The sequence below is a fragment of the Proteus sp. G2675 genome, assembly GCF_963886535.1.
In the GTDB taxonomy this organism is placed as follows: domain Bacteria; phylum Pseudomonadota; class Gammaproteobacteria; order Enterobacterales; family Enterobacteriaceae; genus Proteus; species Proteus mirabilis.
The window spans coordinates 176,578-202,302 of record NZ_CAWPCB010000009.1 but is presented as its reverse complement, the minus strand read 5'-3'; the positions used below and the strand labels follow the sequence as shown (position 1 = coordinate 202,302).

The following is a 25,725-nucleotide window of genomic DNA, read 5'->3' as shown; positions in this document are numbered from 1 at the left end:
AACCAACTGTATTCGTTTCCGTCAATAAGGGGCTTTACGCCAAAATGAACAAGTTGCAAACATAAACGAAACAAATACCAAACAATTACAGGATAAAAATTGGACAAATTGATTTAATGGTAGAGAATTAAACCACACATTAAGTAAGTCTTAAGTTAAATGACTATTTTAAAAAAAACGATATTTTGTGATTGAACGCTTAAATATTAAACGAATATATTGAAATGAAACAAAGAAGTGGGTGGTTTATTCTGTTAGTAGTGAAGAATAACACCAGTATATAGAAGATAATCAGCGCAATACTCCGTTAATCCAAAGAGAGAAAAATACCTTTTTCTCTCTTTGACTACTAGTATGCTATATAAGCTAATAATCTATAGTTATTTATTAAATAATTTATAAAAACAGTAGTAAAAAATATAAAATAAACCTCCATAATCAGAAGTTAAATTGGGTATTAAAATTAAACTGCGATCCTGTTGCTTCTCGACTAGAAGGGGCTGATAACGGTATGCTCCATACTAACTGATAACTTAGTTTCTTAAAGCTACCTTCTAATCCTATTGCCGCACCAACTAAATATTTATTTTTATTATAAAAAATGTTTTTTCTATCTTCTGAAACGGAACCATAATCTATGGCGGAAAATAGCATTTGGTTATTCAAGGGTGTAAGCCAAGTAACCTTATGCCGGGAAACAAACTGATTGGCATCAGAATAACCTTTGCCGGACTCAAAACCATACACGCTATACAGACCACCAATGGTTGCTTTATCAAGTAATCCATCAATATCTGAGCGAGTCAGTTGAAATATCATTTCTGGTTGATAAAAAAATTGCTGTGAAGTGATTTTAAAAGGAATTAATGCATCAAAATTAAGATTAAAAATGGGTACACCATTAAGGGAATCTATCGGTGATAGTCTTGCGCCAGGAATAAAAACACTCTGCTTATAATGAAGTTTAGCATTAAGGTAACCCCCTCTCATAAAGCGATAATTTTGCTCAATACCCGCATTAACATAAGGACTGCGACGCTCATGGACTGATAAGCGATAGCCTGACACTTCATTGCGATAAGTGTAATATTGTATTCCACCACTTAAAGTCACCGTACGCTGTGTTGAAGGTCTAAATTGGCGCTGGATCTCAAAAGAAAGAAGCTGTTGACGCGTTTTTTGTAACTCTTTTGTCACTTCAGAGACTCTCATTTTTGAACCAATATCATAACCAAATAATGTCACACGCCAATAATGATAAGGTACTTGCCATAAAAAGATCTGCTTTTTGATGCCTCTTGATTTTAAGGTATCGAGTTGACTAGAAAGAATAACCATTAAAGTATCATTAAGTTGCGCTAGATTACCAAAGCTTAGCCTTGTAGTACCAAATAGATCTCCGTAAATTTTCTGCTCCTTATTATCAATCGATACCGAGCCTGCCATTGTCCTTTTCCCCACTTGAGAAAGAGAAATAATTGACTCATGTTCTTTTGACGAGGGTTCTATCTGAATTTTGACATTACTATTAGGACGGGATCTGAAATTGTCAGCCCCCTGTTCAATATCTTTAACGTTTAAAACATCACCTTTTTTGACAGGCACTGCCTGTGAAATCAAATAGCGTTTATCTGTCGGGGCTTCGGAAACAATGTCTTGCACTCTCCCGACATTTAATGTGATATCCAATACCTCGTCATCGGCATAAAGATCAACTTTACCCACCTCACTAGTCACATAACCTGCATCATAAAGCAGCGCATTCAGAATATTGATATCTTGTTCTAACAATGCCTGTGACTGACAATGCCCAACTAATTCAGCTTGCCATTTTGCCATTTGGCGTTGCAGTGATGGGGAAGAAAACTCATCGAGATGATGGAGTTTTACCTGTTTGATTGAAAAACAATGTACAGAAGGTGTGATAAATTCCCTTTTATTTTGTGGTGCTAAGTTCACTAAAGAGACATTGTCATTTTGTTGTAGTAATTGATCTCTAAGTTGTGTTTCTGTCGGTAAATCTACTGGTACAGGGGGATCGATATGACTTTCATTCGCTACAGAAAAAAAAGCACAACACCATAAAATACAATAGATTAAAATAGACAACTCAATACGCATTCAATTTACACTCTTATCACCGGAAATAGGAGTGCTATGTATATGTAAAGAGAAACAAAAAAGATTTATAAAAACCGTCTTTTTACCCTGGCTTACCTACACAGTTACCAATAATGCAACTATGTCGACTTATCAGATCAGAGAGTAAAAAATCATAAGCGATTATTTATAAAGAGATGCCTTAAAACGACAAAACCCCGCTTTAAAAAAGCGGGGTTTCTAAATATGGTCGGCGAGAGAGGATTCGAACCTCCGACCCACTGGTCCCAAACCAGTTGCGCTACCAGGCTGCGCTACTCGCCGAAAACGAGGTGCATCTTACTGCCTGAAAGCCAAAGCGTCAATACTTTTTTCTTATCTCCCAACTGTTCGTATGGTTTTCAACCAAAACGACTGATTTTTAACTTTTTATTAGCACTATTGCTGAAATTAACCGCATCATAAACCCTACTTTTACTTAAGTTATATGAAACAGCTATTTTTCTTTACAGTTATCAGAAAACATCATGAAAAATGACAAATTTATTCTTTATTGTTATCGTTTATTTCATGCACTTTTTATATAATTACCCTATGTCAAATCAGTTAGGTGAATTTAGAGCATGAAATCACGTTGGGGCATTAGCACATTACTTTTATTCGTCACCACATTTTCAGTCCAAGCGACTACATCACAAACTTGTCGGGTTTACTTTAAAGAAGCCGATAAATTCTTACAATATATTGCTACAAGAGATGACTTAAAACAGAACATGCCTGAAATAAAAGGTAATTTTGAACAAAATAAAAAGTTGATCAGTTCTTCCACCCTAAAAGAGCAAAAAGCAATTTGTGAAAAAGGAATGCAAGAGCTTGATAACCTTAACAAGATGTTTGGTCCAAAAGAAGCTACAGCAAAAAAATAAATATAAATAATGACTAAATAATAAATAAGTGATTATATTTAGTCTTATTTATAATAATTAGGTTTTATTTCCAGTATTAAGTGTATCATTAGTGCTACCTAATTTTTTTATCCTTTCTTTAGGTGAATTATCACTGTTGTCATCATGTTGTGTATAATAATCATAAGGAAGCAATAAAGTATCTAATAACGCACTAAAAGGAAGATCAAGAATAACTAACGGTTTCATTGCCCACCCTGTTTCATCATCAGAAAGCATATTAACGTTATTTTTTGTTCCTGAATAAAGCTCGTTATTAGGGCCTGCATGCGTCATAACACTTGAGCACCCTGTCAGTGATAGCATAAACGTCGCTAGTATTAACTTGTTAATGATTATGGATCTCATAGAGCACCTATAAAAAGCCGTTAGGGTTAAACACCTTTATTACATAGTTAAACCTGTTTTCCTTGTTAGGACAAGAAAAAGAAGATCTAAGGGGTTTATTTTTAATAACACAGGTAATTAATTTAATCTAAAAATAAACTCATTTTATATAATAATTCTGATGTTATAAATTATTATGTTTCACTGATATTAAAATTCAACCCTATTCATTTTAAATAAATATTTTAACTGAATATTTATCTTTTTTATTTTTTTGATCGTTATATATGCTGAATTTGTGCAATAAGACACAGCGTTTTTTTATCTTTTTGGCAAACTAGATGTATCGTTTTAGCTAGTGAGTTACTTGGCTATTTCACTTGGCATAGGATCTGTTTTATGAGTGATATTGCATTAACAATGGTGATGTTGTCATTAGCAGGCGCCTTAGGACTTTGGATAGGTAACGTTAAAATCTATCGGGTCAGTTTAGGAATTGGCGGAGTGCTGTTTGGAGGGATCATTGTCGGCCATTTAGCTCAACGTTATGGACTGGTGCTCAACACACAGATACTCCATTTTATTCAAGAATTCGGCCTTATCCTCTTTGTATATACCATTGGTATCCAAGTCGGCCCTGGTTTTTTCTCTTCTTTACGTGTATCTGGGCTTAAGCTCAATGCCTTTGCCATTTTGATTATTTTACTTGGTTCACTAGTAACAGCCTTTATTTATCACTTATTTAATGTGCCACTACCCATTATTCTTGGCATTTTTTCCGGAGCGATAACGAACACGCCTTCATTAGGTGCAGGGCAACAAATCCTCACCGACCTTAATATCGATCCAGCCATAATCAGTCAAATGGGAATGGGATATGCTATGGCTTACCCCATGGGAATTTGTGGCATTCTTTTGGTCATGTGGTTTATTCGCGTGCTGTTTAAAATCAATATAGAGCGAGAAGCAAAACACTTTAACCATCAGCAAAACAGCACTAAAGAGACACTGCATACCATTAACATTGCCATTCGCAATCCCAATTTAGATGGCTTATTAATGCAAGATATCCCACTACTCAATGAAGATGCCCTTGTCTGTTCACGTTTGAAACGTGGCGACGAGATTATGGTTCCGATGCCTTCCACTATTATTCAGTTAGGCGATTTACTGCATATTGTCGGCTCAAGAGAAGATCTCAATAAGGTTCGCCTTATTTTAGGCGAAGAAGTAGATGCTTCACTTTCTACCTCAACCCATCAATTACAATCTGTGCGCATTGTTGTCACGAATGACACAGTATTGAGTAAACGATTAAAAGATCTCGATTTAAAAAGAAAATATGATGTTGTTATCACACGATTGAATCGAGCTGGAATTGAATTAATTCCTAGTAATAACAGTATGCTACAGTTTGGCGATATTTTAAATGTTGTGGGTAGACCTGGGGCCATAGAAGCAATTACGGTACTTTTGGGTAATGCACGACAAAAATTAGAACAAGTACAAATGTTGCCTGTTTTTATTGGCATTGGTTTAGGGGTTTTATTAGGCTCTATCCCTATTTTTATTCCGGGGATCCCTGTTGCACTAAAATTAGGCCTTGCTGGCGGGCCGCTGATCGTGGCCTTGATTTTAGGCCGTATTGGTACTTTCGGGAAACTCTATTGGTTTATGCCCCCAAGTGCTAATCTTGCACTACGTGAACTCGGGATCGTCATGTTTTTAGCTGTGGTTGGCCTTAATTCCGGTGGCGGGTTTATTGATACCTTAATATATGGACAAGGATTAAGTTGGATTGGCTATGGTATCGCGATCACACTACTCCCATTATTGATAGTCGGTATAATGGCTCGTCTCGTTTTTAAGTTAAATTACCTTACCCTATGTGGCGTACTTGCAGGCTCGATGACTGATCCTCCCGCTCTAGCATTCGCTAATTCTATTCATCAAAATAGCGGTGCAGCCGCACTTTCTTATGCCACGGTTTATCCTTTAGCTATGTTTTTACGCATCATCACGCCACAACTAATGGCACTGATTATTTGGGCTTTGTAGCGAATTTAATAGATATATTAAATGGTTGCAGTCAATTTGTTATCAAATGCTTAATTTCACTTTACAGAAGGATAATAAAGGGCTTAAAAGGGGCTTATTTAAGCCATCGATTTTATTATTATCTGTTTTAATAGCGCTCGTGCTAAGAAATTTAGATTGAGACGGATTGCTAACTTTTAGTAATCAATTTCTTTCCGTCAAACTTATGCTCAAAAGTCCTCGTTATTGTCTTTGCCCCTTCTTCTCGCTGAAGGGGCATTTTTATTACTTATTTATTCTGGCGATAAGCATCGTTCTATCTCTTCCGATAGGATCTTTATTCCTTTTTCAATTAATGCAGGCTCTGGTACATAATTCATTCGCATACATTGATGTGCATGTTGCCACGACTCTTCTAAGCCTGGAAAGAAATAGTGACCAGGAACCATCAATACACCACGTTTTTTTAAACGCCGATAGAGTTCTTCACTTGAGATTGGTAAATCTTTAAACCAAAGCCACAAGAAAATAGCCCCTTCCGGTTTATGGATAAGGCAACGCTCTTTAGGTAGATAGCGACGAATAATATCAATAGTTTCAAGTACTCGTTGATGATAAAAAGATCTAATTATCTCTTGGGATAATCGCATTAAATCATCACGTTTGAGCATTTCTAATGCCATCGCAGGGCCAATACCTCCAGGGGCAAGACTAATAATGCCATTCACATTCGTGATTGCAGTAATAAGCTCTTCATTAGCGATAATAATGCCACAACGAGCCCCCGGTAATCCTAGCTTAGAGAGGCTCATACAAAGAATGGTGTTGTCATTCCAGTGGGGAGTTGCTTGGGAAAAAATAATCCCCGGAAAGGGCACGCCGTAAGCATTATCAATAATCAGTGGGATATCATGTTTTTTCGCTAAGGCATCCAGCTTTTTTACTTCATCATCAGTGATCACATTACCTGTTGGATTTGTTGGTCTAGAAACACAAATAGCACCAATATCATCACCTATCGTTAAATGTTCAAAATCTACATGATATTTAAATTGTCCATCAGGTAGCATTTCAATAGTGGGTTTATTCGCAACAAACAAATCTTCTTCTAATCCGGCATCGGCATATCCAATATATTCCGGAGCGATGGGAAAAAGAATTTTGCGCTTTTTACCCTCAGCAGATTGGCCACCGAGTAAATTAAAAAGATAAAAGAAAGCACTTTGACTGCCGTTAGTAAGCGCAATATTTTTAGCGGAAATATTCCATCCTAATTTTTCTTTTAAACAAATAGCCAAGGCGTTGAGCATCGCATCTTTACCTTGTGGCCCATCGTAATTACATACGGCATCACTTAATGAGCCATTATTCACCATCTCTTGTAATAATTGGTGAAAATAGCTGTCCATCTCAGGAATATGGGCAGGATTTCCTCCTCCTAACATCACCGCTTCTGGTGTACGTATTCCTTCATTTAAGTCTTGCATCAAGCGAGAAATACCTGAGTGGCGAGCAAATTTTTGCCCAAATCGTGATAGTTGAGTCATCTTTGCAGGATCTTCTTTGTCGTTTTTCATTAGATAAACACCATACCGTGAGCCGGACTCAGCATCAACCGTTAACAGATGTATACTTAAATATCAACACCAACCTTAAAACCAATATTGAAATATAAATTCAGTTTTAAATCCAATTAAAGATAACTAAACTAGTATTCTTCTATTTAATACTACTTTCCAGCTGAGATTGCCGACAAAAACAACAGAGTATATGATCGTTAACCATGCCTACTGCTTGCATAAATGCATAACAGGTGGTGGTACCAACAAATTTAAACCCTTTTTTCTTTAACGCCTTAGCCATATCATCTGAAATTTCAGTAAAAGCAGGAACCTGTGAAATAGTCTGCCACTGGTTATCAATGGGTTTTCCATCAACAAATTGCCAAATAAATTCACTGAAATCTTCACCCTGAGCTTCCATCGCTAAAAAGGCACGCGCATTATTGATAATGGCGTTAATTTTGCCACGATGACGAATAATAGACGGATCTTGTAGTAGTGTTTCCACATCTTTTTCAGTCATTAGTGCTATTTTTTCAGGACGAAAATCAAAAAAGCAACGACGAAATCCCGCTCTTTTCTTTAATACGGTATACCACGACAAACCTGCCTGTTGTCCTTCAAGGCAGATCATCTCAAAAAGTTTGTATTTATCTCGCTGTGGTTTTCCCCATTCATTATCATGGTATGCGAGATATTCAGGATCTTGAGTTACCCAATCACAACGTTGTTTATTCATTTGCTACATTCCTTGTTCTTTATAGGTGTTATTCATACAATTGATATCGCTCTTTATATACTGTATAAAAACACATGTAAATAGACTAAGAAAAAATCATTCTGCCTATTTGAGCATAGTTATAACAACGATTAAGGCACTATTTTTTTGATCAAGAGAAAATTGCCCGTATTCCTTGCTGTATATCTTTCGTCTAGAAGGTATACTGAAACCTTTCTTTTTATTCTATGTATCGCCATGCGGATATAACATGCAAAAGTTTGATACCAAAACCTTTCAGGGGCTGATCCTGACATTACAGGATTATTGGGCTCGTCAGGGCTGTACCATTGTTCAACCATTAGATATGGAAGTAGGAGCAGGTACCTCACACCCAATGACCTGTTTACGAGCATTAGGTCCAGAGCCTATTGCAGCGGCTTATGTTCAACCATCACGCCGTCCAACTGACGGACGTTACGGTGAAAACCCTAACCGTCTACAGCACTATTACCAATTCCAAGTTATCATCAAGCCATCACCGGATAACATCCAAGAGCTTTATCTTGGCTCTTTAAGAGAATTAGGATTAGATCCTACTATCCATGATATTCGTTTTGTTGAAGATAACTGGGAAAACCCAACATTAGGTGCTTGGGGATTAGGCTGGGAAGTTTGGCTCAACGGCATGGAAGTGACGCAATTTACCTATTTCCAACAAGTTGGCGGATTAGAGTGTAAACCCGTCACTGGCGAAATTACTTACGGTTTAGAGCGTCTGGCAATGTACATTCAAGGCGTTGATAGCGTTTATGACTTAGTTTGGTGTGATGGCCCATTAGGTAAAACCACCTACGGCGATATTTATCACCAAAATGAAGTGGAACAATCAACTTATAACTTTGAATATGCAGATGTTGACTTCTTATTCTCTTGTTTCGAACAATATGAAAAAGAAGCTCGTGAGTTGTTAGAGTTAGAAAAACCTCTGCCTTTACCTGCTTACGAACGTATCTTAAAAGCAGGTCACACTTTTAACTTATTGGATGCACGTAAAGCGATTTCTGTTACAGAGCGTCAACGCTATATTTTACGTATCCGTACTTTAACCAAAGCCGTCGCTGAAGCTTATTATGCTTCCCGTGAGGCGCTTGGTTTCCCTATGTGTAAAAAGTAAGAGGCTATTATGACAACTGAGACTTTCCTTGTGGAAATCGGCACAGAAGAGTTACCGCCGAAAGCGCTTCGTTCTTTAGCCGAATATTTTGCGACCCATTTTACGGCTGAACTGGATAACGCCAATATTACTCATGGTGATGTATCTTGGTTTGCCGCTCCTCGTCGTTTAGCCATCAAAGTGGCGAATATGGCGAAATCTCAAGCAGATAGGATCGTTGAAAAACGAGGCCCTGCTATAGCGCAAGCATTTGATGCTGAAGGTAAGCCAACTAAAGCCGCAGAAGGTTGGGCTAGAGGTAACGGCATCACTGTTGATCAAGCTGAACGTTTATCAACGGATAAAGGTGAGTGGCTCTTTTATCGTGCTGAAGTTAAAGGCGAAGCCGTTAACCAACTACTGGCTGGTATGGTAAGCAATGCACTGGCAAAACTGCCTATCCCTAAATTAATGCGTTGGGGTGATAAAGAAACGCATTTTGTGCGTCCAGTGCATACTGTTACTTTATTATTGGGTGATACCCTCATTGACGGTGAAATCTTAGGTGTACAAAGCGATCGTATTATTCGTGGCCACCGTTTTATGGGTGAAGCTGAATTTACTATCGATAATGCGGACCAGTACCCTGAAATCCTTTATGAACGTGGTAAGGTCATTGCCGATTACGAAAACCGTAAATCCATCATTCTTCATGATGCACGTCTTGCGGCTGAAAAACTAGGTGGTGTCGCTGATTTAAGTGACAGCCTAGTTGAAGAAGTCACTTCATTAGTTGAATGGCCTGTGGTGTTAACGGCAAAATTTGAGGAAAAATTCCTTGAAGTTCCGGCTGAAGCACTGGTTTACACCATGAAAGGCGATCAGAAATATTTTCCTGTTTACGATAAACAAGGTGCGCTATTACCTCACTTTATTTTCGTTTCTAACATTGAATCCTCTGATCCTCAACAGATAATCAGTGGTAACGAAAAAGTGGTTCGCCCTCGTTTAGCGGATGCGGAATTCTTCTTTAAAACTGACCGAAAACAGCGTTTAGAAGATAACTTACCACGCCTTGAAACTGTTCTTTTCCAAAAAGATTTAGGCTCTCTACGCGACAAAACAGACCGTATTCAAGCTCTCGCCGGTTTTATTGCTGAGAAAATGGGTGCTGATGTCAATAAAGCAACACGTGCTGGTTTATTATCAAAATGTGACTTAATGACCAATATGGTGTTTGAATTCACCGATACCCAAGGGGTTATGGGGATGCATTATGCTCGCCATGATGGTGAAGATGAAGAAGTTGCTGTCGCATTAAAAGAGCAATATCAACCACGTTTTGCAGGTGATGCACTACCATCTAACCCAGTAGCAAGTGCTGTCGCTATAGCTGAAAAAATGGATACGCTGGCGGGTATCTTTGGTATTGGTCAACACCCTAAAGGGGATAAAGATCCTTTCGCTTTACGTCGTGCTGCCCTTGGTGTGCTACGTATTATTGTTGAACAAGATTTACCATTAGATATTGAAGAATTAACCCAAGAAGCGGCTCGCCTATATGGTGACAAACTGACGAACAAAAATGTCGTCAGTGATGTCGTAGAGTTTATGCTAGGTCGTTTCCGTGCTTGGTATCAAGAGCTGGGTTATAGTATTGATACTATTCAAGCGGTATTAGCGCGCCGCCCAACACAACCTGCTGACTTTAACGCTCGTGTAAAAGCCGTTACTTACTTCCGAACCTTAGAAGAAGCAGCTGCATTAGCCGAAGCCAATAAACGTGTTTCTAATATCTTAGCAAAATCAGCAGATGTTAAGCTCAACGATAAAGTATTAGCCTCGGTGCTAAAAGCGCCTGAAGAAGTTCAGCTAGCGGCTAATCTTTCTGTGCTACAAGATAAGCTAGCCCCTCTATTTGCTGAACGTAAATACCAAGAAGCATTAGTTGAACTCGCCTCTTTACGTGATGTTGTGAATAACTTCTTTGATAAAGTGATGGTAATGGATAAAGACGAAGAAATTCGTATCAACCGTTTAACCATGCTACATGAATTACGCGAGTTGTTCTTAAAAGTCGCTGATATTTCTGTTTTACAATAAGTTATAAAACTTAGTCATACAACAACATAAAACCGGCATTGCGAAAGCAGTGCCGGTTTTTTTATTGGTGATTAATCAATTTATTATAAATAGTATGATGAGTAAGTTCGATGATCCTGATAGACTCATTATCAATAATATTAACAATAATATGTAATAAATTTTCAATATCTTCTGCGTGAAAAGATTCTATTTCCGTTTCTATCTCAATAGGAAAGCCATTTATTTTACTAAAGCTATAACCAAATAGTATAAAACCACCCTCTTTACTTAAATCAGCATTATTAATATAAACAAGGCGTTCACTATTTATAAAATGAATATTACTTTTATTATTATCTTCAAATGATACTTTAACTTTATTATTGGTGATCACTTCTAGCTTTTTGACCACTGCACTGATTTTATCTTCTATCTTACTTCGTAGATCAATAATAAAAGATGCTCTATTGAGTGAAGCTTTTATTTTTTCGAATATCTTATGTTCATCATTCATGGAAGATCCTACAAAATATGGGGTAATGATCAAATTTTTTAAAAAAGATATCATCAAGGCAGTGATTATCATCATTTAGGACGCGATAAAAATCAAGCTGTTCAAGATCTAATTTAAAACAATCTTCTTTTCCATATAAAAATGATGAAGAAAAAATCATTTGATCAAACACATACCAACGATTAATAGATGCGGAATTATAATAATATGTACCTAAATTATTAGTCTTCTTATCAGATAAGAGATACCAAAATGGGTTAAATAATAGTTTTCTTTTCTTTTTTATTAAATGATAATCTCTTGTCGCATACAATATATTAAGCATCGCATTAGAATAAGGCTCTGTATTATAATCCCCCATACAAATAAACTGAACATCATCTCCATTATTTTCAAAGAGTTTATTAATACTACTTCTTAATCCTGCAGCTGCCACTTCTCGAGTTGTATCATTAGCACTTAATATTGATGGCCAATGTGATAAAAAAAGGGTGATTATTTTTTGATGTTCGATTTCTTTAAATACAACAGCAACGCCTACCCTTACCATTCTATTATCAGGCTGGAGTTTAGTTAAAAACTTACTTGAAATAAACTCTAGTTTATTCATTTGATATATTAATGATATATCAATAATAATCCGGCCTATTTTTCCTGAGAGATCGATATACCCATTTTTAATTGAGTCGCCAACTGCTTAAAAGCGTAGCTCTCGTTTTCAGAAACCTCACTCAACACAATGATATCAAGCGTTTTTTTAATGATAAGTTCTTCAAGATATTTTTTCGCTAAGCCAACTTTTTCAGTCTTGACGTTCTGTTTTGATTTTGTCGGTGGAGATATTCCTATATTCCACCAGCATAAATTTAATTCCATTGTTATATTTTATATCCATTAAAATATATTTGATTTTTAATCACTAATAACTATTATTAAAACAATAAGTTAACTTTAACATGACAATTAGCTTTATAAAAACCAATAAAATGAATCAAGACAAATAAATATTTTAATTTTTATTTAAATAATATGTATATTAATAATAATAGAAAAGGTAACATCAAAATCAGTTACCTTTCACAATAAAAAACGTTATAACCCACTTTCTACCGTAAATATTTGCCGATAACCATCAATATCACGCATAAAAGCAATATACTGATCATTAGGTGAAAATACGACTGCGTCACCACTTGGTGCTTGTGCTGTTTTATCAGTTAATCGCGTTAATTCACCTGTTTTAGCATTACATAACATCACGCTATTATCACAAATAAAGGTGAGATATTCTCCGCTATAGCTCCAAGTGAATGCAGATTGAATATCCCATTGCTGTGAAGTGACCTGTCTAATCGCTTTGGTAGTTGGCGAAACGGTATATAGCTGGACAACACCATCATCATCTTTCATCAGAAAAGCAATCGCATCTCCTTGCGGTGAACTTCTTAACCAATGACGAGGTTGATTTAAAACACCGGGATATTTTCTATGGTGGGTATTCGTCAAGCGAATTTGTTCAATCCCTTGTGCAGGAGCTGGCATCGTCGTCTCTGTTCCTGCCAGAGGTTTATCACCTTCTAGACTGAAAGCATGATCATCATCTGGCAAATCAACTAAGAAGATATCAGCGACCTTCTCACCACTTTCACTGACCGTATCACCAATAAAAGCAATAGCCCAGCGCTGTTGTGAGCCATCAGCTTTGGTATAACCTTGTTTACCTATCCAACACTCTTCATAGGCTTTATTAATTTCATCACTGCCTTTTTGTGGATGAGCGACTGTTTGGCTTATCAAGGTACAGAAATATTCACCGTCATACTCACGAGGGTGCTTTTTCGCAACTTTAACGGCTTTGAGTGGCACTGCGATTGCAACATTACGTTGATCGAACTCACGCCCTAACTCATGCATTATGTGATCATTATAAGTAAAGCTTAAACGTGTACCATCAGGGCTAAACACATGCACATGGGTTCCACCACGTAACGCGCCAGCTTGATAAGGCGATGTCAGGGAACAAGCATCAATATTAACTGCACCAAGATCTTCCTGCTCATTAACAATCACACCGCGACGGTGATGAAAATCATAATGCCATAAATCATCGGGATTTTCTGGGCCATGAATAAAAGCATAACGTACCGGTGCCACAGGGCTGATTGTGGCAACCCCAACATGAGCACCTTGAGTGGCGGTGTAAATTATCTGTTGCTGTTTTGTTTTCGCATGAATTTTTTCTATGGTTAATCCTGTAAATGATCCACCATTGGGACGTACATCATAAACTAACCACTGGCTATCTGGTGTCCAAACATTTATATTGGTTAACTGATGATGACGACTATCAAATGTAATCTGTTGTTCCTGAAAAGACATAGTTATCCTTATCGGGAAATAAATTTCCACATTATAAAAACTAATTGATTTTACCTGGCACTAAAAAAACTCAGTCGAGACTTTTTCGCAAGGTGATTACTCTACCCTCACTAAACAGTCAAAAAATTAAAAAATCATGTTACTTAGTGTTCTTTATATTATTGGTATTACCGCAGAAGCCATGACAGGGGCACTTGCCGCTGGTCGCCGTAAAATGGATGTTTTTGGCGTTATCATCATTGCATCAGCCACTGCTATTGGTGGTGGTTCAGTAAGAGATATTCTTCTTGGTCACTACCCTTTAGGTTGGGTCAAACACCCTGAGTATATTGTCACAGTAGCTTGTGCTGCGGTGATCACTATTTGGGTCGCCCCCATGATGAAACACCTACGACGCTTATTTCTCATTTTAGACTCCATCGGATTGATGGTTTTTTCTATTATCGGTGCCCAAATTGCACTCGATATGGAATATGGTCCTATTATTGCTGCCATTGCAGCCGTGATCACCGGCGCTTTTGGTGGCGTTTTACGTGATATGCTGTGTAATACCATTCCCCTCGTCTTCCAAAAAGAGATCTATGCGGGTGTCGCATTTGGCGCCGCTTGGCTCTACATGGGATTACTGTTTTACACGCCACTCCCTAAAGATGTCGTGATTATTATTACGCTTGTTGCCGGACTCACGGCTCGGCTACTCGCTATCCGCTATAAGCTTGGCTTACCCGTATTTAATTATGAAAATCAAGATTAGCGAAACGGAGTAATAACAACAGCAATTATTGTAGATTCTGTGGGGTATCTCAAAGTATCATCTCTTTTCTCGATGATGATAAAAGGCAATTCCTATCACTGAGACGTTATTTGTATGTTAATATTGGGCTTACTCAATTTTTCTCTTATTTCAAAACAAAAAAATAGCTGAATTAAGAAAAAAATAGCCCTGTATTAAACAAGGGCACTGTATGTGCTTCGTGGTATGTGTATACTATAGGGGGATTTGCTCCCTAGACATACATTTATATTAATTCTCCAGTCAAATTCAGAAAGTCATCATGATCCAAGGAACACTTTATATTGTTTCCGCTCCAAGCGGTGCGGGTAAATCAAGTCTTATTCAGGCTTTATTAAAAACACAGCCTTTATATGACACACAGGTTTCTGTCTCTCATACTACCCGCCCAATGAGACCAGGAGAAAACCATGGTGAGCATTACTTCTTTGTCACTGAAGAAGAATTTAAAAGTATGATAGCAAGTGGAGATTTTATCGAACACGCTTGTGTGTTTGGTAACTATTACGGTACATCGGGTAAAGTTATCAAACAGATCTTAGCCAGTGGCGTTGATGTCTTTTTAGATATCGATTGGCAAGGTGCGCAGCAGGTACGTAAAAAGATGCCTGAAGCTCGCAGTATTTTTATTCTGCCACCGTCTAAAGAAGAGCTTTACCGCCGACTTCGCGGGCGTGGGCAAGATAGTGAAGAAGTGATTGCTAAACGTATGTCACAAGCTGTGTCTGAAATGGAACATTTTAATGAGTATGACTATTTGCTCATCAATGATGATTTCAATACTGCGCTTGCTGATTTACAATCAATCATTCGCTCAGAAAAATTACGCCTTGATCGTCAAACACTACGACATGGTGATTTAATCAGCAAATTATTGGCAGACTGAGACAAGTTTCAGTATTATGCCCAGTCATTTCGTTAATGGTGGAGTAACACAAATATGGCACGCGTAACCGTTCAAGACGCTGTAGAGAAAATTGGTAACCGTTTTGACCTCGTTCTGGTCGCAGCACGTCGTGCGCGCCAGTTACAAGTTGGCGCTAAAGATCCTTTAGTACCAGAAGAAAATGATAAAATGACGGTTATCGCACTACGCGAAATCGAAGAAGGTTTGATTAACGGTAAAATTCTTGATGCTCGTGAACGTCAAGAGCAGCAAGAGCAAGAAGCCGCAGAATTACAAGCGGTTTCAGCGATTGCGGAAGGTCGTCGTTAATCGTCTCATAAAATAGGGGTAGGTCTGCCTTGTACCTGTTTGAAAGCCTGAATCAAATCGTTCAAAAATACTTGCCACCTGAGCAAGTTGAACAACTCAAAAAAGCCTTTATCGTCGCCAGAGATGCCCACGAGGGGCAGACTCGTTCAAGTGGTGAGCCTTATATTACTCACCCTGTGGCGGTTGCCTGTATTCTTGCCGATATGCGATTAGATCATCAAACGCTAATGGCGGCATTGTTGCATGATGTCATTGAAGATACACCTGCAACATTTAAAGATATCGAAACTCTGTTTGGCAGTACGGTGGCAGATCTGGTTGAAGGCGTCTCAAAACTCGATAAATTAAAGTTTCGAGATAAAAAAGAGGCTCAGGCTGAAAACTTTCGCAAAATGATCATGGCGATGGTAAAAGACATTCGCGTTATTTTGATCAAATTGGCAGACCGAACTCACAATATGCGCACGCTGGGTTCACTACGCCCAGATAAACGTCGCCGTATTGCACGCGAAACGCTGGAAATTTATAGTCCTCTTGCTCACCGTTTAGGTATACACCATATTAAAACTGAGCTAGAAGAATTAGGCTTTGAGGCACTACATCCTAATCGCTACCGCGTGATTAAAGAAGTTGTTAAGGCAGCTCGTGGTAACCGTAAAGAGATGATTAATAAAATCCTCTCTGAAATTGAAGGGCGCCTTACAGAAGCGAGTATTCAATGCAAAGTTAACGGTCGCGAAAAACACCTTTATTCCATTTATCGTAAAATGTTGCTAAAAGAGCAACGTTTTCACTCAATTATGGATATTTATGCCTTTCGCGTCATCGTTAAAGATGTCGATACCTGCTATCGCGTGTTAGGCCAAATGCATAGCCTTTATAAACCTCGCCCTGGCCGCGTTAAAGACTATATTGCTATCCCCAAAGCTAATGGTTATCAATCCCTTCACACTTCGCTCATTGGTCCTCATGGTGTCCCTGTTGAAGTACAAATTCGTACCGAAGATATGGATCAAATGGCTGAAATGGGCGTTGCGGCCCATTGGGCTTATAAAGAGCAAGGTGAGCAGCCGGGGACAACAGCCCAAGTCAGAGCACAACGTTGGATGCAAAGTTTACTTGAATTGCAACAAAGTGCAGGTAGCTCTTTTGAATTTATCGAAAACGTGAAATCAGACCTTTTTCCTGATGAAATTTACGTTTTCACCCCAGAAGGTCGCATTGTTGAATTACCAACGGGTGCGACTCCGGTTGATTTTGCTTACGCAGTTCATACTGATATTGGTCATGCTTGTGTCGGTGCAAGGGTTGATAGACAACCTTATCCACTCTCACAGTCTTTACGTACCGGACAGACCGTTGAAATCATTACTGCGCCGGGTGCAAGACCAAATGCGGCTTGGTTAAACTTTGTCGTCAGTTCAAGAGCCCGTTCAAAGATAAGACAGTTGCTCAAAAATCTAAAACGTGAAGACTCTATTAATTTAGGTCGTCGTCTACTTAATCACGCTTTAGGCCATCATAAAGTGGCAGATATTCCGCTAGAAAATATTGAACGAGAGTTGAAGCGCATGAAGCTTCACTCAATGGACGATATTATGGCTGAGATAGGTTTAGGTAATGCGATGAGTGTTGTCGTGGCGCGTAACTTATTGATTGACAACCAACAACAAGAAGAACACACACATCTAAGCATAACCAATGACGAAACACCTAAATTACCTATTAAAGGGGCTGATGGTGTACTTATCTCATTTGCTAAATGTTGTCGCCCTATTCCTGGTGATCCTATTGTTGCGCACATTAGCCCTGGTAAAGGCTTAGTTATTCACCACGAATCTTGTCGTAATATTCGCGGTTATCAAAAAGAGCCAGAAAAATTCATGCCAGTTGAGTGGGATAAAGATATTGATGGTGATTTTATTACCGAAATCAAAGTCGATATGATAAACCATCAAGGTGCATTAGCGAATTTAACCGCAGCAATTAATGACGCTAATTCAAGCATTCAGAGCATGAATACCGAAGAGAAAGATGGACGCGTCTATTGTGCATTTATTCGACTGACAGCCAAAGATCGCATCCAATTAGCCAATATTATGCGTAAACTTCGTATCATGCCTGATGTATTACGTGTCAGCCGTAATAAAAACTAATTATGAATCCAACACGCTATGCCCGCATCTGCCAAATGATGGCGATGCGGCAACCTGATCTCACTGTTTGCCTTGAAGAAGTGCATAAATCTCATAATGTTGCTGCTGTAATACGCACTGCGGACGCGGTGGGGATCCCTAAAATCCATGCTATCTGGCCTGAAGAAAAAATGCGTATGCTGGTTTCTCCCGCAGCGGGCAGTAATAGCTGGGTAAATGTTAACACTCATCCAACCATTGCCGACGCCATCAACACTTTTCGTGCACAGGGCATGCAAGTTCTTGCGACCCATCTCTCAGATAAAGCGGTTGATTTTCGTGAGATTGATTACACACAACCAACCTGTATTATTATGGGGCAAGAAAAAACCGGTATATCACCAGAAGCTATCGCGCTGGCCGATCAAGATATCATTGTACCGATGATGGGTATGGTGCAATCTTTGAATGTTTCTGTGGCGAGTGCATTAATTTTATATGAAGCACAACGCCAACGTCAGGCGGCGGGCATGTATAATCGAACCGAAAGTGCATTAACTGCAGAAGAGCAACAAATTTTACTCTTTGAAGGTGGCTATCCAGTACTTGCTGAAGTTTCTCGTCGTAAAGGACTGCCTCGCCCTTATATTAATGATCGTGGTGAAATTGAAGCACCGGACTCATGGTGGGCAGAAATGCAAATGACACAAAAACAACTTAGGAAATTTAAACTGACGGAGTAACTTTCCCATGAAAGGAAAACTGCTTGATGCAATCCCCTTAACCACTCTTCACGGCGTAGGTGCAAGTCAGGCAGATAAACTGGCCAAAATAGGGTTAGTCACTGTGGAAGACTTATTGCTTCATCTTCCTTTACGCTATGAAGATCAAACCCATCTATATGCCATCAGCGATCTACTTCCTGGTATTCCAGCCACTGTTTCCGGTGAAATCTTAAGAACCGAAGTAAATTTTGGTCGTCGAAAAATGATGACCTGCCAAATTTCTGATGGTTCAGGTATTTTAACCTTACGCTTCTTTAACTTCACGGCAGCCATGAAAAATAACCTTGCTCAGGGTAAGCAAGTTATCGCTTATGGTGAAATAAAACGAGGAAGTCGAGGCCCTGAAATTATTCACCCCGAATACAAAATTAAAGTAGCTGGCTCAGAAGTTAAGTTACAAGAAACGCTTACCCCTATTTATTCAACAACAGAAGGCTTACGCCAGACATCATTGCGTAAATTAATAGAACAAGCCTTAACCTTACTTGATACTTGTGCCATTAATGAACTGCTTCCTGATCAATTTATTTATGGTTTACCGCCACTCGCTACCGCGTTACGAACCTTACATAATCCTCCCCCTGATATTGCATTTGCTGAACTTGAAAAGGGGCAACATCCTGCACAAAAACGGCTGATTATTGAAGAATTATTGGCGCATAACTTAGGTATGCTTAATGCTCGGGCAGGAGCACAATCCTATCGTGCAGAACCCTTACTAATGCCACATGGCTCAACATTACGTGAACAATTTCTTGCAACATTGCCCTTTACACCCACCACAGCACAACAGCGCGTCGTCCATGAAATAGAGCAAGATCTAGAAAAAAATTATCCTATGATGCGCCTAATTCAAGGGGATGTTGGCTCAGGTAAAACCTTAGTTGCTGCACTAAGTGCATTAAGAGCGATAGCCAATGGTAAACAAGTGGCTTTAATGGCGCCCACTGAGTTACTAGCGGAGCAACATGCCCTCACCTTTAGAAAATGGTTTGAGCCTTTTGGTATTCAAGTGGGGTGGTTGGCTGGCAAACAAAAAGGTAAAGCGCGAGAAGCACAACAAAATGCAATAGCTAATGGTGAGGTTTCCATCATTATTGGCACTCACGCCATTTTTCAAGAGCAAGTTAAGTTTCACTCTCTCGCATTAGTCATTATCGATGAGCAACATCGCTTTGGAGTACATCAACGCCTTGCATTATGGAAAAAAGGCGAAGAGCAAGGCTTTCATCCACACCAATTGGTGATGACCGCAACCCCCATTCCTCGAACACTGGCGATGACCGCTTACGCGGATATGGATACCTCCATTATCGATGAGCTACCTCCTGGTAGAACCCCAGTAACGACAGTGGCTATCCCTGACACTCGGCGAAATGACATCATTGAACGTATCAGGGTGGTTTGTAGCGAAGAAAATCGCCAAGCCTATTGGGTTTGTACGTTAATTGAAGACTCCGAAGTCCTTGAAGCACAAGCAGCACAAGTTATTTATGATGAGCTGACGATTGCCTTACCGGAAATCAAGATTGGATTGGTTCATGGTCGAATGAAGCCGGCAGAAAAACAGGCGGTGATGGCCGACTTTAAAGAAAACAAACTACAGCTTTTGGTCGCAACGACCGTGATAGAAGTCGGGGTAGATGTACCTAATGCCAGTTTAATGATCATTGATAACCCTGAACGATTAGGTCTTGCACAATTACATCAGCTACGAGGGCGTGTTGGTCGAGGTGCTGTGGCTTCCCATTGTGTCTTATTATATAAAACGCCGTTAACTCAAACTGCTCGTTTACGTTTACAAGTGCTCAGAGACAGTAATGATGGCTTTGTTATTGCACAAAAAGATCTCGAGATAAGAGGACCAGGTGAACTATTAGGAACTAAGCAGACGGGCAATGCTCAATTTAAAGTCGCAGACTTATTACGCGATCAGGCGCTTATTCCTGAAGTACAACGTATTGCTCGTTATTTACATCAACATTATCCTAAGCATTCGCAAGCGTTAATCGAACGCTGGCTACCTGCAAAGACCCAATATAGCCAAGCTTAAACGACACCGTTTAAATGGCTTAGAGCGCACTTGAGGGCTTAATACTTGTTATAAAAGAAAACGGCACAGACTTATCTGTGCCGTTCTCATTCGAACTAGATGAACACTGTCATCACCCTGCTATAGGCGTAAAGAATGGTAGCATCAGATATAATTTGATCACTATCGCATTCACTATATCAATAAAGAATGCACCGACCATCGGAACAACTAAGAATGCAAGATGAGAAGGACCAAAACGATCTGTCACAGCTTGCATATTAGCGATAGCCGTTGGCGTAGCGCCTAAACCGAAACCACAGTGACCCGCTGCCAAAATTGCCGCATCATAATTTTTACCCATAACACGGAAAGTGACAAAAATTGCATACAATGCCATTACTGCCGCTTGAACACCGAGAATAACCAACATAGGTATTGCCAGTGATGCCAGCTCCCATAATTTTAAGCTCATCAGCGCCATCGCTAAAAATAACGATAAACTAACGTTACCTAAAACAGAAACGGCTCTATCAAATACACGATAAAAACCGAGCATTGATAGACTATTACTTAAAATAACGCCAATGAACAGTACACACACAAAGGTAGGTAATGAGAAAGCCGTACCTTCTAGTAACTGAGATAAGAAAGTCCCAGCCATTAAACAGATAGAGATCATCGCAATGGTTTCCAATAACACCATTGAAGTGATCATTCTCCCCGTAGCGGGTTTCTCAAAGGCTGTAGGCATTTCATGATCATCACTGCCTGCGCCAGGGGTTGGAATGTTACGAATTAAATAACGCGCAACAGGGCCACCAATTAATCCACCTAACACTAAACCAAAGGTTGCACAAGCCATAGCCACTTCAGAGGCACTCATAAAGCCGTAGCTTTCAACGAATGTTTTCCCCCAAGCGGCACCCGTTCCATGACCACCTGATAAGGTGATAGAACCGGCTAATAATCCCATAAGAGGATCAAGGCCTAGCATTTCTGCTAATGCAATACCTACTGTGTTTTGAACTAAAAGTAATCCAACGACCACAAACACAAAAATAAATAGCGCTTTTCCTCCCGCTTTTAAGCTGGCAAGGTTCGCGTTTAAACCAATTGTTGCAAAAAAAGCGAGCATCAGTGGATCTTTTAAGGAGAGATCAAAGCTAATTTCCCAGTCCATAAATGATTTTAATGCAAGTAAAAGAGCTGCAACAAGTAACCCACCTGCAACGGGTTCTGGGATCGTATACCGTTCTAAAAAAGGAACAGATTTCACTAACTTACGTCCGAGTAAAAGAACCAAAGTGGCCGCGACTAGCGTGCCATAAACATCGAGATGATACATTTATGTACCCCGTCTTATTTGTTAATTTTGTATAAAAAAACTACGACGCTAAGTTCATCCATGAACAACGCCAAAAGCAGGTATACCCCGATTAGAAAAAAAAACGACGATAAACACAAGTTAAAACATATAAAAATGTGAGCGCCTCTTATGCATTTTGATAACATCAATTTTACGCAAACGATTGCTTTTGTGGCGCAGATCATTAAAATACGCTTTTTGCCAGATAAGAAATTCACATCATGGTTACTTCAGAAAATCGTAATTTGTCACAAAGTAGTCAGATTTCGCCCCAAAAAACGAGTGAGCTTCTATTCGCTTTAGAAGAAAAGCCTCCATTACCACAAACACTATTTGCGGCTTGTCAGCATCTATTAGCCATGTTTGTCGCCGTAATAACCCCTGCTATCTTAATTTGCCAAGCATTAGGGTTACCTGCACATGACACTCAACGCATTATCAGCATGTCATTATTCGCCTCAGGTATTGCATCACTGATCCAAATTCGAGCTTGGGGTCCCGTAGGTTCAGGTTTATTATCAATTCAAGGCACCAGTTTTAATTTTGTGGCTCCTCTGATTATGGGGGGGTTGGCATTAAAAAATGGTGGCGCGGATATTTCAACAATGATGGCGGCTCTATTTGGCACTTTAATGGTTGCTTCACTTACCGAAGTGCTATTATCGCGTTTTTTACATTTAGCTCGCCGGATTATCACACCATTGGTATCAGGAATTGTGGTGATGATTATCGGCCTTTCTTTAATTCAAGTTGGGCTTACTTCTATTGGTGGTGGTTACGCCGCTATTGAAAGTAACACCTTTGGCTCACCTAAAAACCTTTTATTAGCGGGTTCGGTATTAGTGGTTATTATTTTACTTAACCGCCAAAGAAATCCTTATTTACGTGTCGCTTCTTTAGTGATTGCTATGGCTGTCGGTTATATTTTGGCATGGTGGCTAGATATGCTACCTACACCGCCTGAACAACAAGAAACACCGATTATCACCGTACCAGAACCTTTCTATTATGGCCTCTCATTTGATTGGCATTTGCTTATCCCACTAATGCTGGTGTTTATGATCACCTCATTAGAAACCATTGGTGATATTACTGCCACCTCAGATGTTTCAGAACAACCCGTCAGTGGGCCACTTTATATGAAGCGCATTAAAGGGGGCGTATTAGCAAATGGATTGAACTCTATGGTTTCTGCGTTTTTTAATACCTTTCCAAACTCCTGTTTTGGGCAAAATAACGGCGTTATTCAATTAACAGGTGTGGCAAGTCGCTATGTGGGCTATGTCGTAGCAGCCATGTTGATTATTTTAGGGTTATTTCCCTCTGTGGCAGAATTTGTACAACGAATTCCTGAACCTGTACTAGGGGGGGCAACGCTTGTTATGTTTGGTACTATCGCTGCATCTGGGGTGCGTATCGTCTCTAAAGAAGCGCTAAATCGTCGTGCTATTATGATCCTCGCCATCTCTTTAGCCGTAGGACTTGGGGTATCACAGCAACCTCAAATATTACAGTTTGCACCAGATTGGCTAAAAACATTACTGTCATCCGGTATTGCTGCAGGCGGTCTAACCGCTATTATTTTAAACCTGATTTTTCCACCCGAAAAATAATAGCTGAAACACAATCCGGCGCTATTTCACTCTTTGATCGGAATAGCGCATTTAATAAATTGATTAATAACATTATTTAATTATTACTTAAGGCAACAAAATTATTATTTACTTTTAGGCAAGAATATCGGCTAGATAAAAGAGAATGTCATAATTACTCTTTTATTGATGAATACTTGAGCAAAAGTCAATTTTCAGGCATAACTGTATGATGTTTTGATGGAGTATAAAACAGGAGAAAGGTTATGCGCTGGCTGATAAAAAGTTTGGTATCTCTGATACTTATCGTTATTTTATTTATTATTGTGATTTATGCCTTTCTTCAAACACAATGGGGTGCGCAAAAAACCAGTGAATGGTTAACACAGTATAGTGATTATGACATTCGCTTTTCCGGTATTGAACATGATTTAACTCAACCAGAACAAATTGTTGTTTATGATCTGTCCATTAACCCCAAACAAGATAAAACCGCCGTATTAGCCCAATCAGCACAACTTAGGTTTAACTGGCAATTTTTTACTATGCCGTCTCATCTGCAAAAAATTACTTTAGAGAATGGTAAAATTATTTTAGCTAATAAAATAGCTCCCCTTCCTGTTAGTGCAGATATTCTCCAGTTTAAAAATATGCAGTTAGATAGCATGCCAACATCTAGCACAACATTCACCTTTAGCGCTAACAAAATAACGGGAGGTATCACACCTTGGAAACCTACCTCGACCGATCCTATTGGTGCGGGGCATTTTCAGTTTTCCATTGCTGATGGCATGATAGGAAAAAATAGCTTTAATAATTTTATCGTTGCTGGCGAATATCAACCAAATCGTATTTTGATTGAAAAATTAGCCACCCAGTTCCTTAATGGCTCACTCTCTTTATCAGGCCAATATCAAGATAACCAATGGCAACTTAATGATGTTTACTTAACCGGACTGCGTTGGCAATCCACAAAAACCTTAGAAGAGTTACAACAATCATTAAGTCAATCTCCAGTAATGACTATCAAGCAATTGAACATTGTTGATTTTACTGCCGAAGGGAAACAGTGGGCAATAAGTGGATTGGCTGGGCAGTTTTCTCAAATTGCGTGGAATAATAGCCTATCACTGACATCCGGTGAGCTAAACACCGATGATATTGTGTATAAAAATCAACATGTCACTGATGTGATCGCTAAGTTAAATCAGCAAGATGATTTATTTAACATAGATAATTTAAGCTTACGCTATGAAAAAGGGCTAATAAAACTAGCAGGACAATGGAACAGCGAGACAAAGACTTTAAATATTGAAGATGCAACACTCTCAGGTATTTTATATACCCTACCTGAGCAATGGCTCTCCTTCTTTGCTAAACCTATTGAGCAAGATGTGAAGAGTATCAATATTAAGCAGTTATCATTAAACCAATCTATCCTCATTGATATTAATCCCCTCTTTCCTTTTCAATTTACCGGCCTAACAGGCCAACTGAAAAATTTAATCATCGCCAAAGATGGGCAATGGGGATTATGGCAAGGCACCGCGACGTTAAGTGCTGATAGTGGTACATTAAATGGCGTAGAGCTTCGCCGCCCTGACCTAACATTAATCACACAACAAGATACTGCCATTATTCCACAGTTTTCTGCTTTCGTAGATAAAGGCATCGTGCGTGGCTCTGCTGCATTAGAACAAAACAATAACCAAAGACTATTTTCTCTTATCGTCAATGGGCTGAATGTGCCCCTCTCTTTGCCTAATAATATGGGTTGGAAATTATCGCAACCTACCGATGAAACAGGACAATTTACCTTAAAGCTTAAAGGCAACTTAGCCGCTGACGCTGTTATACCGACCTTAAATGGTACATTAATAGGTAAAAAAGATGACCAAACGCCTATCGATGACAGGATGCAAGACGGCGAAATAATAAATAATTTATCCTTTTGATGTTG

At 39.1% G+C, this 25,725-nt stretch carries 21 protein-coding genes and 1 tRNA gene; 12 read left to right on the top strand and 10 right to left on the bottom strand.

The features are described 5' to 3' along the window. Positions 1-438: 438 nt before the first annotated feature. Both AACQ49_RS02575 and AACQ49_RS02570 read right to left on the bottom strand, forming a co-directional pair. Positions 439-2,121, bottom strand: a complete 1,683-nt coding sequence (locus tag AACQ49_RS02575) for a ShlB/FhaC/HecB family hemolysin secretion/activation protein (protein ID WP_049219547.1) — start codon at positions 2,119-2,121, stop codon at positions 439-441. 226 nt (positions 2,122-2,347) lie between these two features. Then, positions 2,348-2,424 (bottom strand) — tRNA-Pro (locus AACQ49_RS02570). Positions 2,425-2,723: 299 nt separating this feature from the next. On the opposite strand from AACQ49_RS02570, the gene AACQ49_RS02565 reads away from it, so the two are divergent. Continuing rightward, complete coding sequence (locus AACQ49_RS02565; RefSeq protein WP_004250065.1) at positions 2,724-3,026, top strand: DUF5339 family protein; 303 nt, start codon at positions 2,724-2,726, stop codon at positions 3,024-3,026. A 57-nt stretch (positions 3,027-3,083) separates the two neighbouring features. On the opposite strand, the gene AACQ49_RS02560 is transcribed toward AACQ49_RS02565, so the two are convergent. After that, a complete protein-coding gene (locus AACQ49_RS02560) occupies positions 3,084-3,413 on the bottom strand; it encodes a YceK/YidQ family lipoprotein (protein WP_004246836.1) in 330 nt (109 codons plus the stop codon). A gap of 378 nt (positions 3,414-3,791) precedes the next feature. Here AACQ49_RS02560 and AACQ49_RS02555 point away from each other — a divergent pair, with 378 nt between their 5' ends. After that, positions 3,792-5,450 carry a putative transporter gene (locus tag AACQ49_RS02555; RefSeq protein WP_049218506.1) on the top strand — a complete coding sequence of 553 codons (1,659 nt, stop codon included), beginning with the start codon at positions 3,792-3,794 and terminating at the stop codon, positions 5,448-5,450. Positions 5,451-5,722: 272 nt separating this feature from the next. Here the strand turns inward: AACQ49_RS02555 and AACQ49_RS02550 are convergent, their stop codons facing one another. Further along, positions 5,723-6,976, bottom strand: coding sequence for a valine--pyruvate transaminase (locus tag AACQ49_RS02550; protein WP_036908872.1), 1,254 nt, complete (start codon positions 6,974-6,976; stop codon positions 5,723-5,725). Between the two features lie 172 nt (positions 6,977-7,148). Further along, positions 7,149-7,730 carry a DNA-3-methyladenine glycosylase I gene (locus AACQ49_RS02545; protein ID WP_012368524.1) on the bottom strand — a complete coding sequence of 194 codons (582 nt, stop codon included), beginning with the start codon at positions 7,728-7,730 and terminating at the stop codon, positions 7,149-7,151. 250 nt (positions 7,731-7,980) lie between these two features. Between AACQ49_RS02545 and glyQ the strand changes: the two genes are divergently transcribed. Then, entirely contained in the window at positions 7,981-8,886 is a 906-nt protein-coding gene (glyQ, locus tag AACQ49_RS02540; protein WP_004246832.1) for a glycine--tRNA ligase subunit alpha, read from the top strand. 9 nt (positions 8,887-8,895) lie between these two features. Then, a complete protein-coding gene (gene glyS / locus AACQ49_RS02535) occupies positions 8,896-10,968 on the top strand; it encodes a glycine--tRNA ligase subunit beta (RefSeq protein ID WP_049218505.1) in 2,073 nt (690 codons plus the stop codon). A gap of 61 nt (positions 10,969-11,029) precedes the next feature. On the opposite strand, the gene AACQ49_RS02530 is transcribed toward glyS, so the two are convergent. The 4 genes from AACQ49_RS02530 to AACQ49_RS02515 all read right to left on the bottom strand — a co-directional run bounded on the left by AACQ49_RS02530 (position 11,030) and on the right by AACQ49_RS02515 (position 13,843). After that, a complete protein-coding gene (locus AACQ49_RS02530) occupies positions 11,030-11,464 on the bottom strand; it encodes a hypothetical protein (protein WP_004246827.1) in 435 nt (144 codons plus the stop codon). Next, positions 11,457-12,074, bottom strand: a complete 618-nt coding sequence (locus AACQ49_RS02525; RefSeq protein WP_237612795.1) for an endonuclease/exonuclease/phosphatase family protein — start codon at positions 12,072-12,074, stop codon at positions 11,457-11,459. Before AACQ49_RS02525 ends, AACQ49_RS02530 begins: the two co-directional genes overlap by 8 nt. A gap of 35 nt (positions 12,075-12,109) precedes the next feature. Next, positions 12,110-12,340, bottom strand: a complete 231-nt coding sequence (locus AACQ49_RS02520; RefSeq protein WP_237612794.1) for a hypothetical protein — start codon at positions 12,338-12,340, stop codon at positions 12,110-12,112. Between the two features lie 216 nt (positions 12,341-12,556). Beyond that, positions 12,557-13,843 carry a DUF3748 domain-containing protein gene (locus AACQ49_RS02515; protein WP_017628657.1) on the bottom strand — a complete coding sequence of 429 codons (1,287 nt, stop codon included), beginning with the start codon at positions 13,841-13,843 and terminating at the stop codon, positions 12,557-12,559. A gap of 136 nt (positions 13,844-13,979) precedes the next feature. Between AACQ49_RS02515 and AACQ49_RS02510 the strand changes: the two genes are divergently transcribed. From AACQ49_RS02510 to recG, 6 genes are all read left to right on the top strand, one after another. Continuing rightward, positions 13,980-14,597: a trimeric intracellular cation channel family protein gene (locus AACQ49_RS02510; protein WP_004246822.1), complete on the top strand. Its 618-nt coding sequence runs from the start codon at positions 13,980-13,982 to the stop codon at positions 14,595-14,597. Positions 14,598-14,898: 301 nt separating this feature from the next. Next, on the top strand, positions 14,899-15,522 hold the full coding sequence (gene gmk / locus AACQ49_RS02505; protein WP_004246821.1) for a guanylate kinase: 624 nt from the start codon (positions 14,899-14,901) through the stop codon (positions 15,520-15,522). A 54-nt stretch (positions 15,523-15,576) separates the two neighbouring features. Beyond that, complete coding sequence (gene rpoZ, locus AACQ49_RS02500) at positions 15,577-15,852, top strand: DNA-directed RNA polymerase subunit omega (RefSeq protein WP_004246820.1); 276 nt, start codon at positions 15,577-15,579, stop codon at positions 15,850-15,852. Between the two features lie 29 nt (positions 15,853-15,881). Beyond that, positions 15,882-18,008 carry a bifunctional GTP diphosphokinase/guanosine-3',5'-bis pyrophosphate 3'-pyrophosphohydrolase gene (spoT, locus tag AACQ49_RS02495; protein WP_004246819.1) on the top strand — a complete coding sequence of 709 codons (2,127 nt, stop codon included), beginning with the start codon at positions 15,882-15,884 and terminating at the stop codon, positions 18,006-18,008. Positions 18,009-18,010: 2 nt separating this feature from the next. After that, positions 18,011-18,730 carry a tRNA (guanosine(18)-2'-O)-methyltransferase TrmH gene (gene trmH, locus AACQ49_RS02490; RefSeq protein WP_004246818.1) on the top strand — a complete coding sequence of 240 codons (720 nt, stop codon included), beginning with the start codon at positions 18,011-18,013 and terminating at the stop codon, positions 18,728-18,730. Positions 18,731-18,737: 7 nt separating this feature from the next. Continuing rightward, positions 18,738-20,825, top strand: coding sequence for an ATP-dependent DNA helicase RecG (gene recG, locus AACQ49_RS02485; protein ID WP_124725295.1), 2,088 nt, complete (start codon positions 18,738-18,740; stop codon positions 20,823-20,825). Positions 20,826-20,937: 112 nt separating this feature from the next. Here the strand turns inward: recG and gltS are convergent, their stop codons facing one another. After that, positions 20,938-22,152 carry a sodium/glutamate symporter gene (gltS, locus tag AACQ49_RS02480; protein WP_004246816.1) on the bottom strand — a complete coding sequence of 405 codons (1,215 nt, stop codon included), beginning with the start codon at positions 22,150-22,152 and terminating at the stop codon, positions 20,938-20,940. 242 nt (positions 22,153-22,394) lie between these two features. Here gltS and AACQ49_RS02475 point away from each other — a divergent pair, with 242 nt between their 5' ends. Both AACQ49_RS02475 and AACQ49_RS02470 read left to right on the top strand, forming a co-directional pair. Next, entirely contained in the window at positions 22,395-23,786 is a 1,392-nt protein-coding gene (locus AACQ49_RS02475) for a uracil-xanthine permease family protein (protein WP_004249087.1), read from the top strand. A gap of 245 nt (positions 23,787-24,031) precedes the next feature. Further along, positions 24,032-25,720, top strand: coding sequence for an AsmA family protein (locus AACQ49_RS02470; RefSeq protein ID WP_161741959.1), 1,689 nt, complete (start codon positions 24,032-24,034; stop codon positions 25,718-25,720). Positions 25,721-25,725: the final 5 nt, after the last annotated feature.

Bases quoted from the DNA above. Each gene is read 5' to 3' on its own strand.
- AACQ49_RS02525 (WP_237612795.1), bottom strand. From the start codon at position 12,074: ATGAATAAACTAGAGTTTATTTCAAGTAAGTTTTTAACTAAACTCCAG.
- AACQ49_RS02475 (WP_004249087.1), top strand. From the start codon at position 22,395: ATGGTTACTTCAGAAAATCGTAATTTGTCACAAAGTAGTCAGATTTCG.
- AACQ49_RS02470 (WP_161741959.1), top strand. From the start codon at position 24,032: ATGCGCTGGCTGATAAAAAGTTTGGTATCTCTGATACTTATCGTTATT.
- AACQ49_RS02575 (WP_049219547.1), bottom strand. From the start codon at position 2,121: ATGCGTATTGAGTTGTCTATTTTAATCTATTGTATTTTATGGTGTTGT.
- AACQ49_RS02515 (WP_017628657.1), bottom strand. From the start codon at position 13,843: ATGTCTTTTCAGGAACAACAGATTACATTTGATAGTCGTCATCATCAG.
- recG (WP_124725295.1), top strand. From the start codon at position 18,738: ATGAAAGGAAAACTGCTTGATGCAATCCCCTTAACCACTCTTCACGGC.
- trmH (WP_004246818.1), top strand. From the start codon at position 18,011: ATGAATCCAACACGCTATGCCCGCATCTGCCAAATGATGGCGATGCGG.
- AACQ49_RS02545 (WP_012368524.1), bottom strand. From the start codon at position 7,730: ATGAATAAACAACGTTGTGATTGGGTAACTCAAGATCCTGAATATCTC.
- rpoZ (WP_004246820.1), top strand. From the start codon at position 15,577: ATGGCACGCGTAACCGTTCAAGACGCTGTAGAGAAAATTGGTAACCGT.
- AACQ49_RS02565 (WP_004250065.1), top strand. From the start codon at position 2,724: ATGAAATCACGTTGGGGCATTAGCACATTACTTTTATTCGTCACCACA.
- glyS (WP_049218505.1), top strand. From the start codon at position 8,896: ATGACAACTGAGACTTTCCTTGTGGAAATCGGCACAGAAGAGTTACCG.
- AACQ49_RS02510 (WP_004246822.1), top strand. From the start codon at position 13,980: ATGTTACTTAGTGTTCTTTATATTATTGGTATTACCGCAGAAGCCATG.
- gmk (WP_004246821.1), top strand. From the start codon at position 14,899: ATGATCCAAGGAACACTTTATATTGTTTCCGCTCCAAGCGGTGCGGGT.
- gltS (WP_004246816.1), bottom strand. From the start codon at position 22,152: ATGTATCATCTCGATGTTTATGGCACGCTAGTCGCGGCCACTTTGGTT.
- AACQ49_RS02560 (WP_004246836.1), bottom strand. From the start codon at position 3,413: ATGAGATCCATAATCATTAACAAGTTAATACTAGCGACGTTTATGCTA.
- AACQ49_RS02550 (WP_036908872.1), bottom strand. From the start codon at position 6,976: ATGACTCAACTATCACGATTTGGGCAAAAATTTGCTCGCCACTCAGGT.
- glyQ (WP_004246832.1), top strand. From the start codon at position 7,981: ATGCAAAAGTTTGATACCAAAACCTTTCAGGGGCTGATCCTGACATTA.
- AACQ49_RS02555 (WP_049218506.1), top strand. From the start codon at position 3,792: ATGAGTGATATTGCATTAACAATGGTGATGTTGTCATTAGCAGGCGCC.
- AACQ49_RS02520 (WP_237612794.1), bottom strand. From the start codon at position 12,340: ATGGAATTAAATTTATGCTGGTGGAATATAGGAATATCTCCACCGACA.
- AACQ49_RS02530 (WP_004246827.1), bottom strand. From the start codon at position 11,464: ATGAATGATGAACATAAGATATTCGAAAAAATAAAAGCTTCACTCAAT.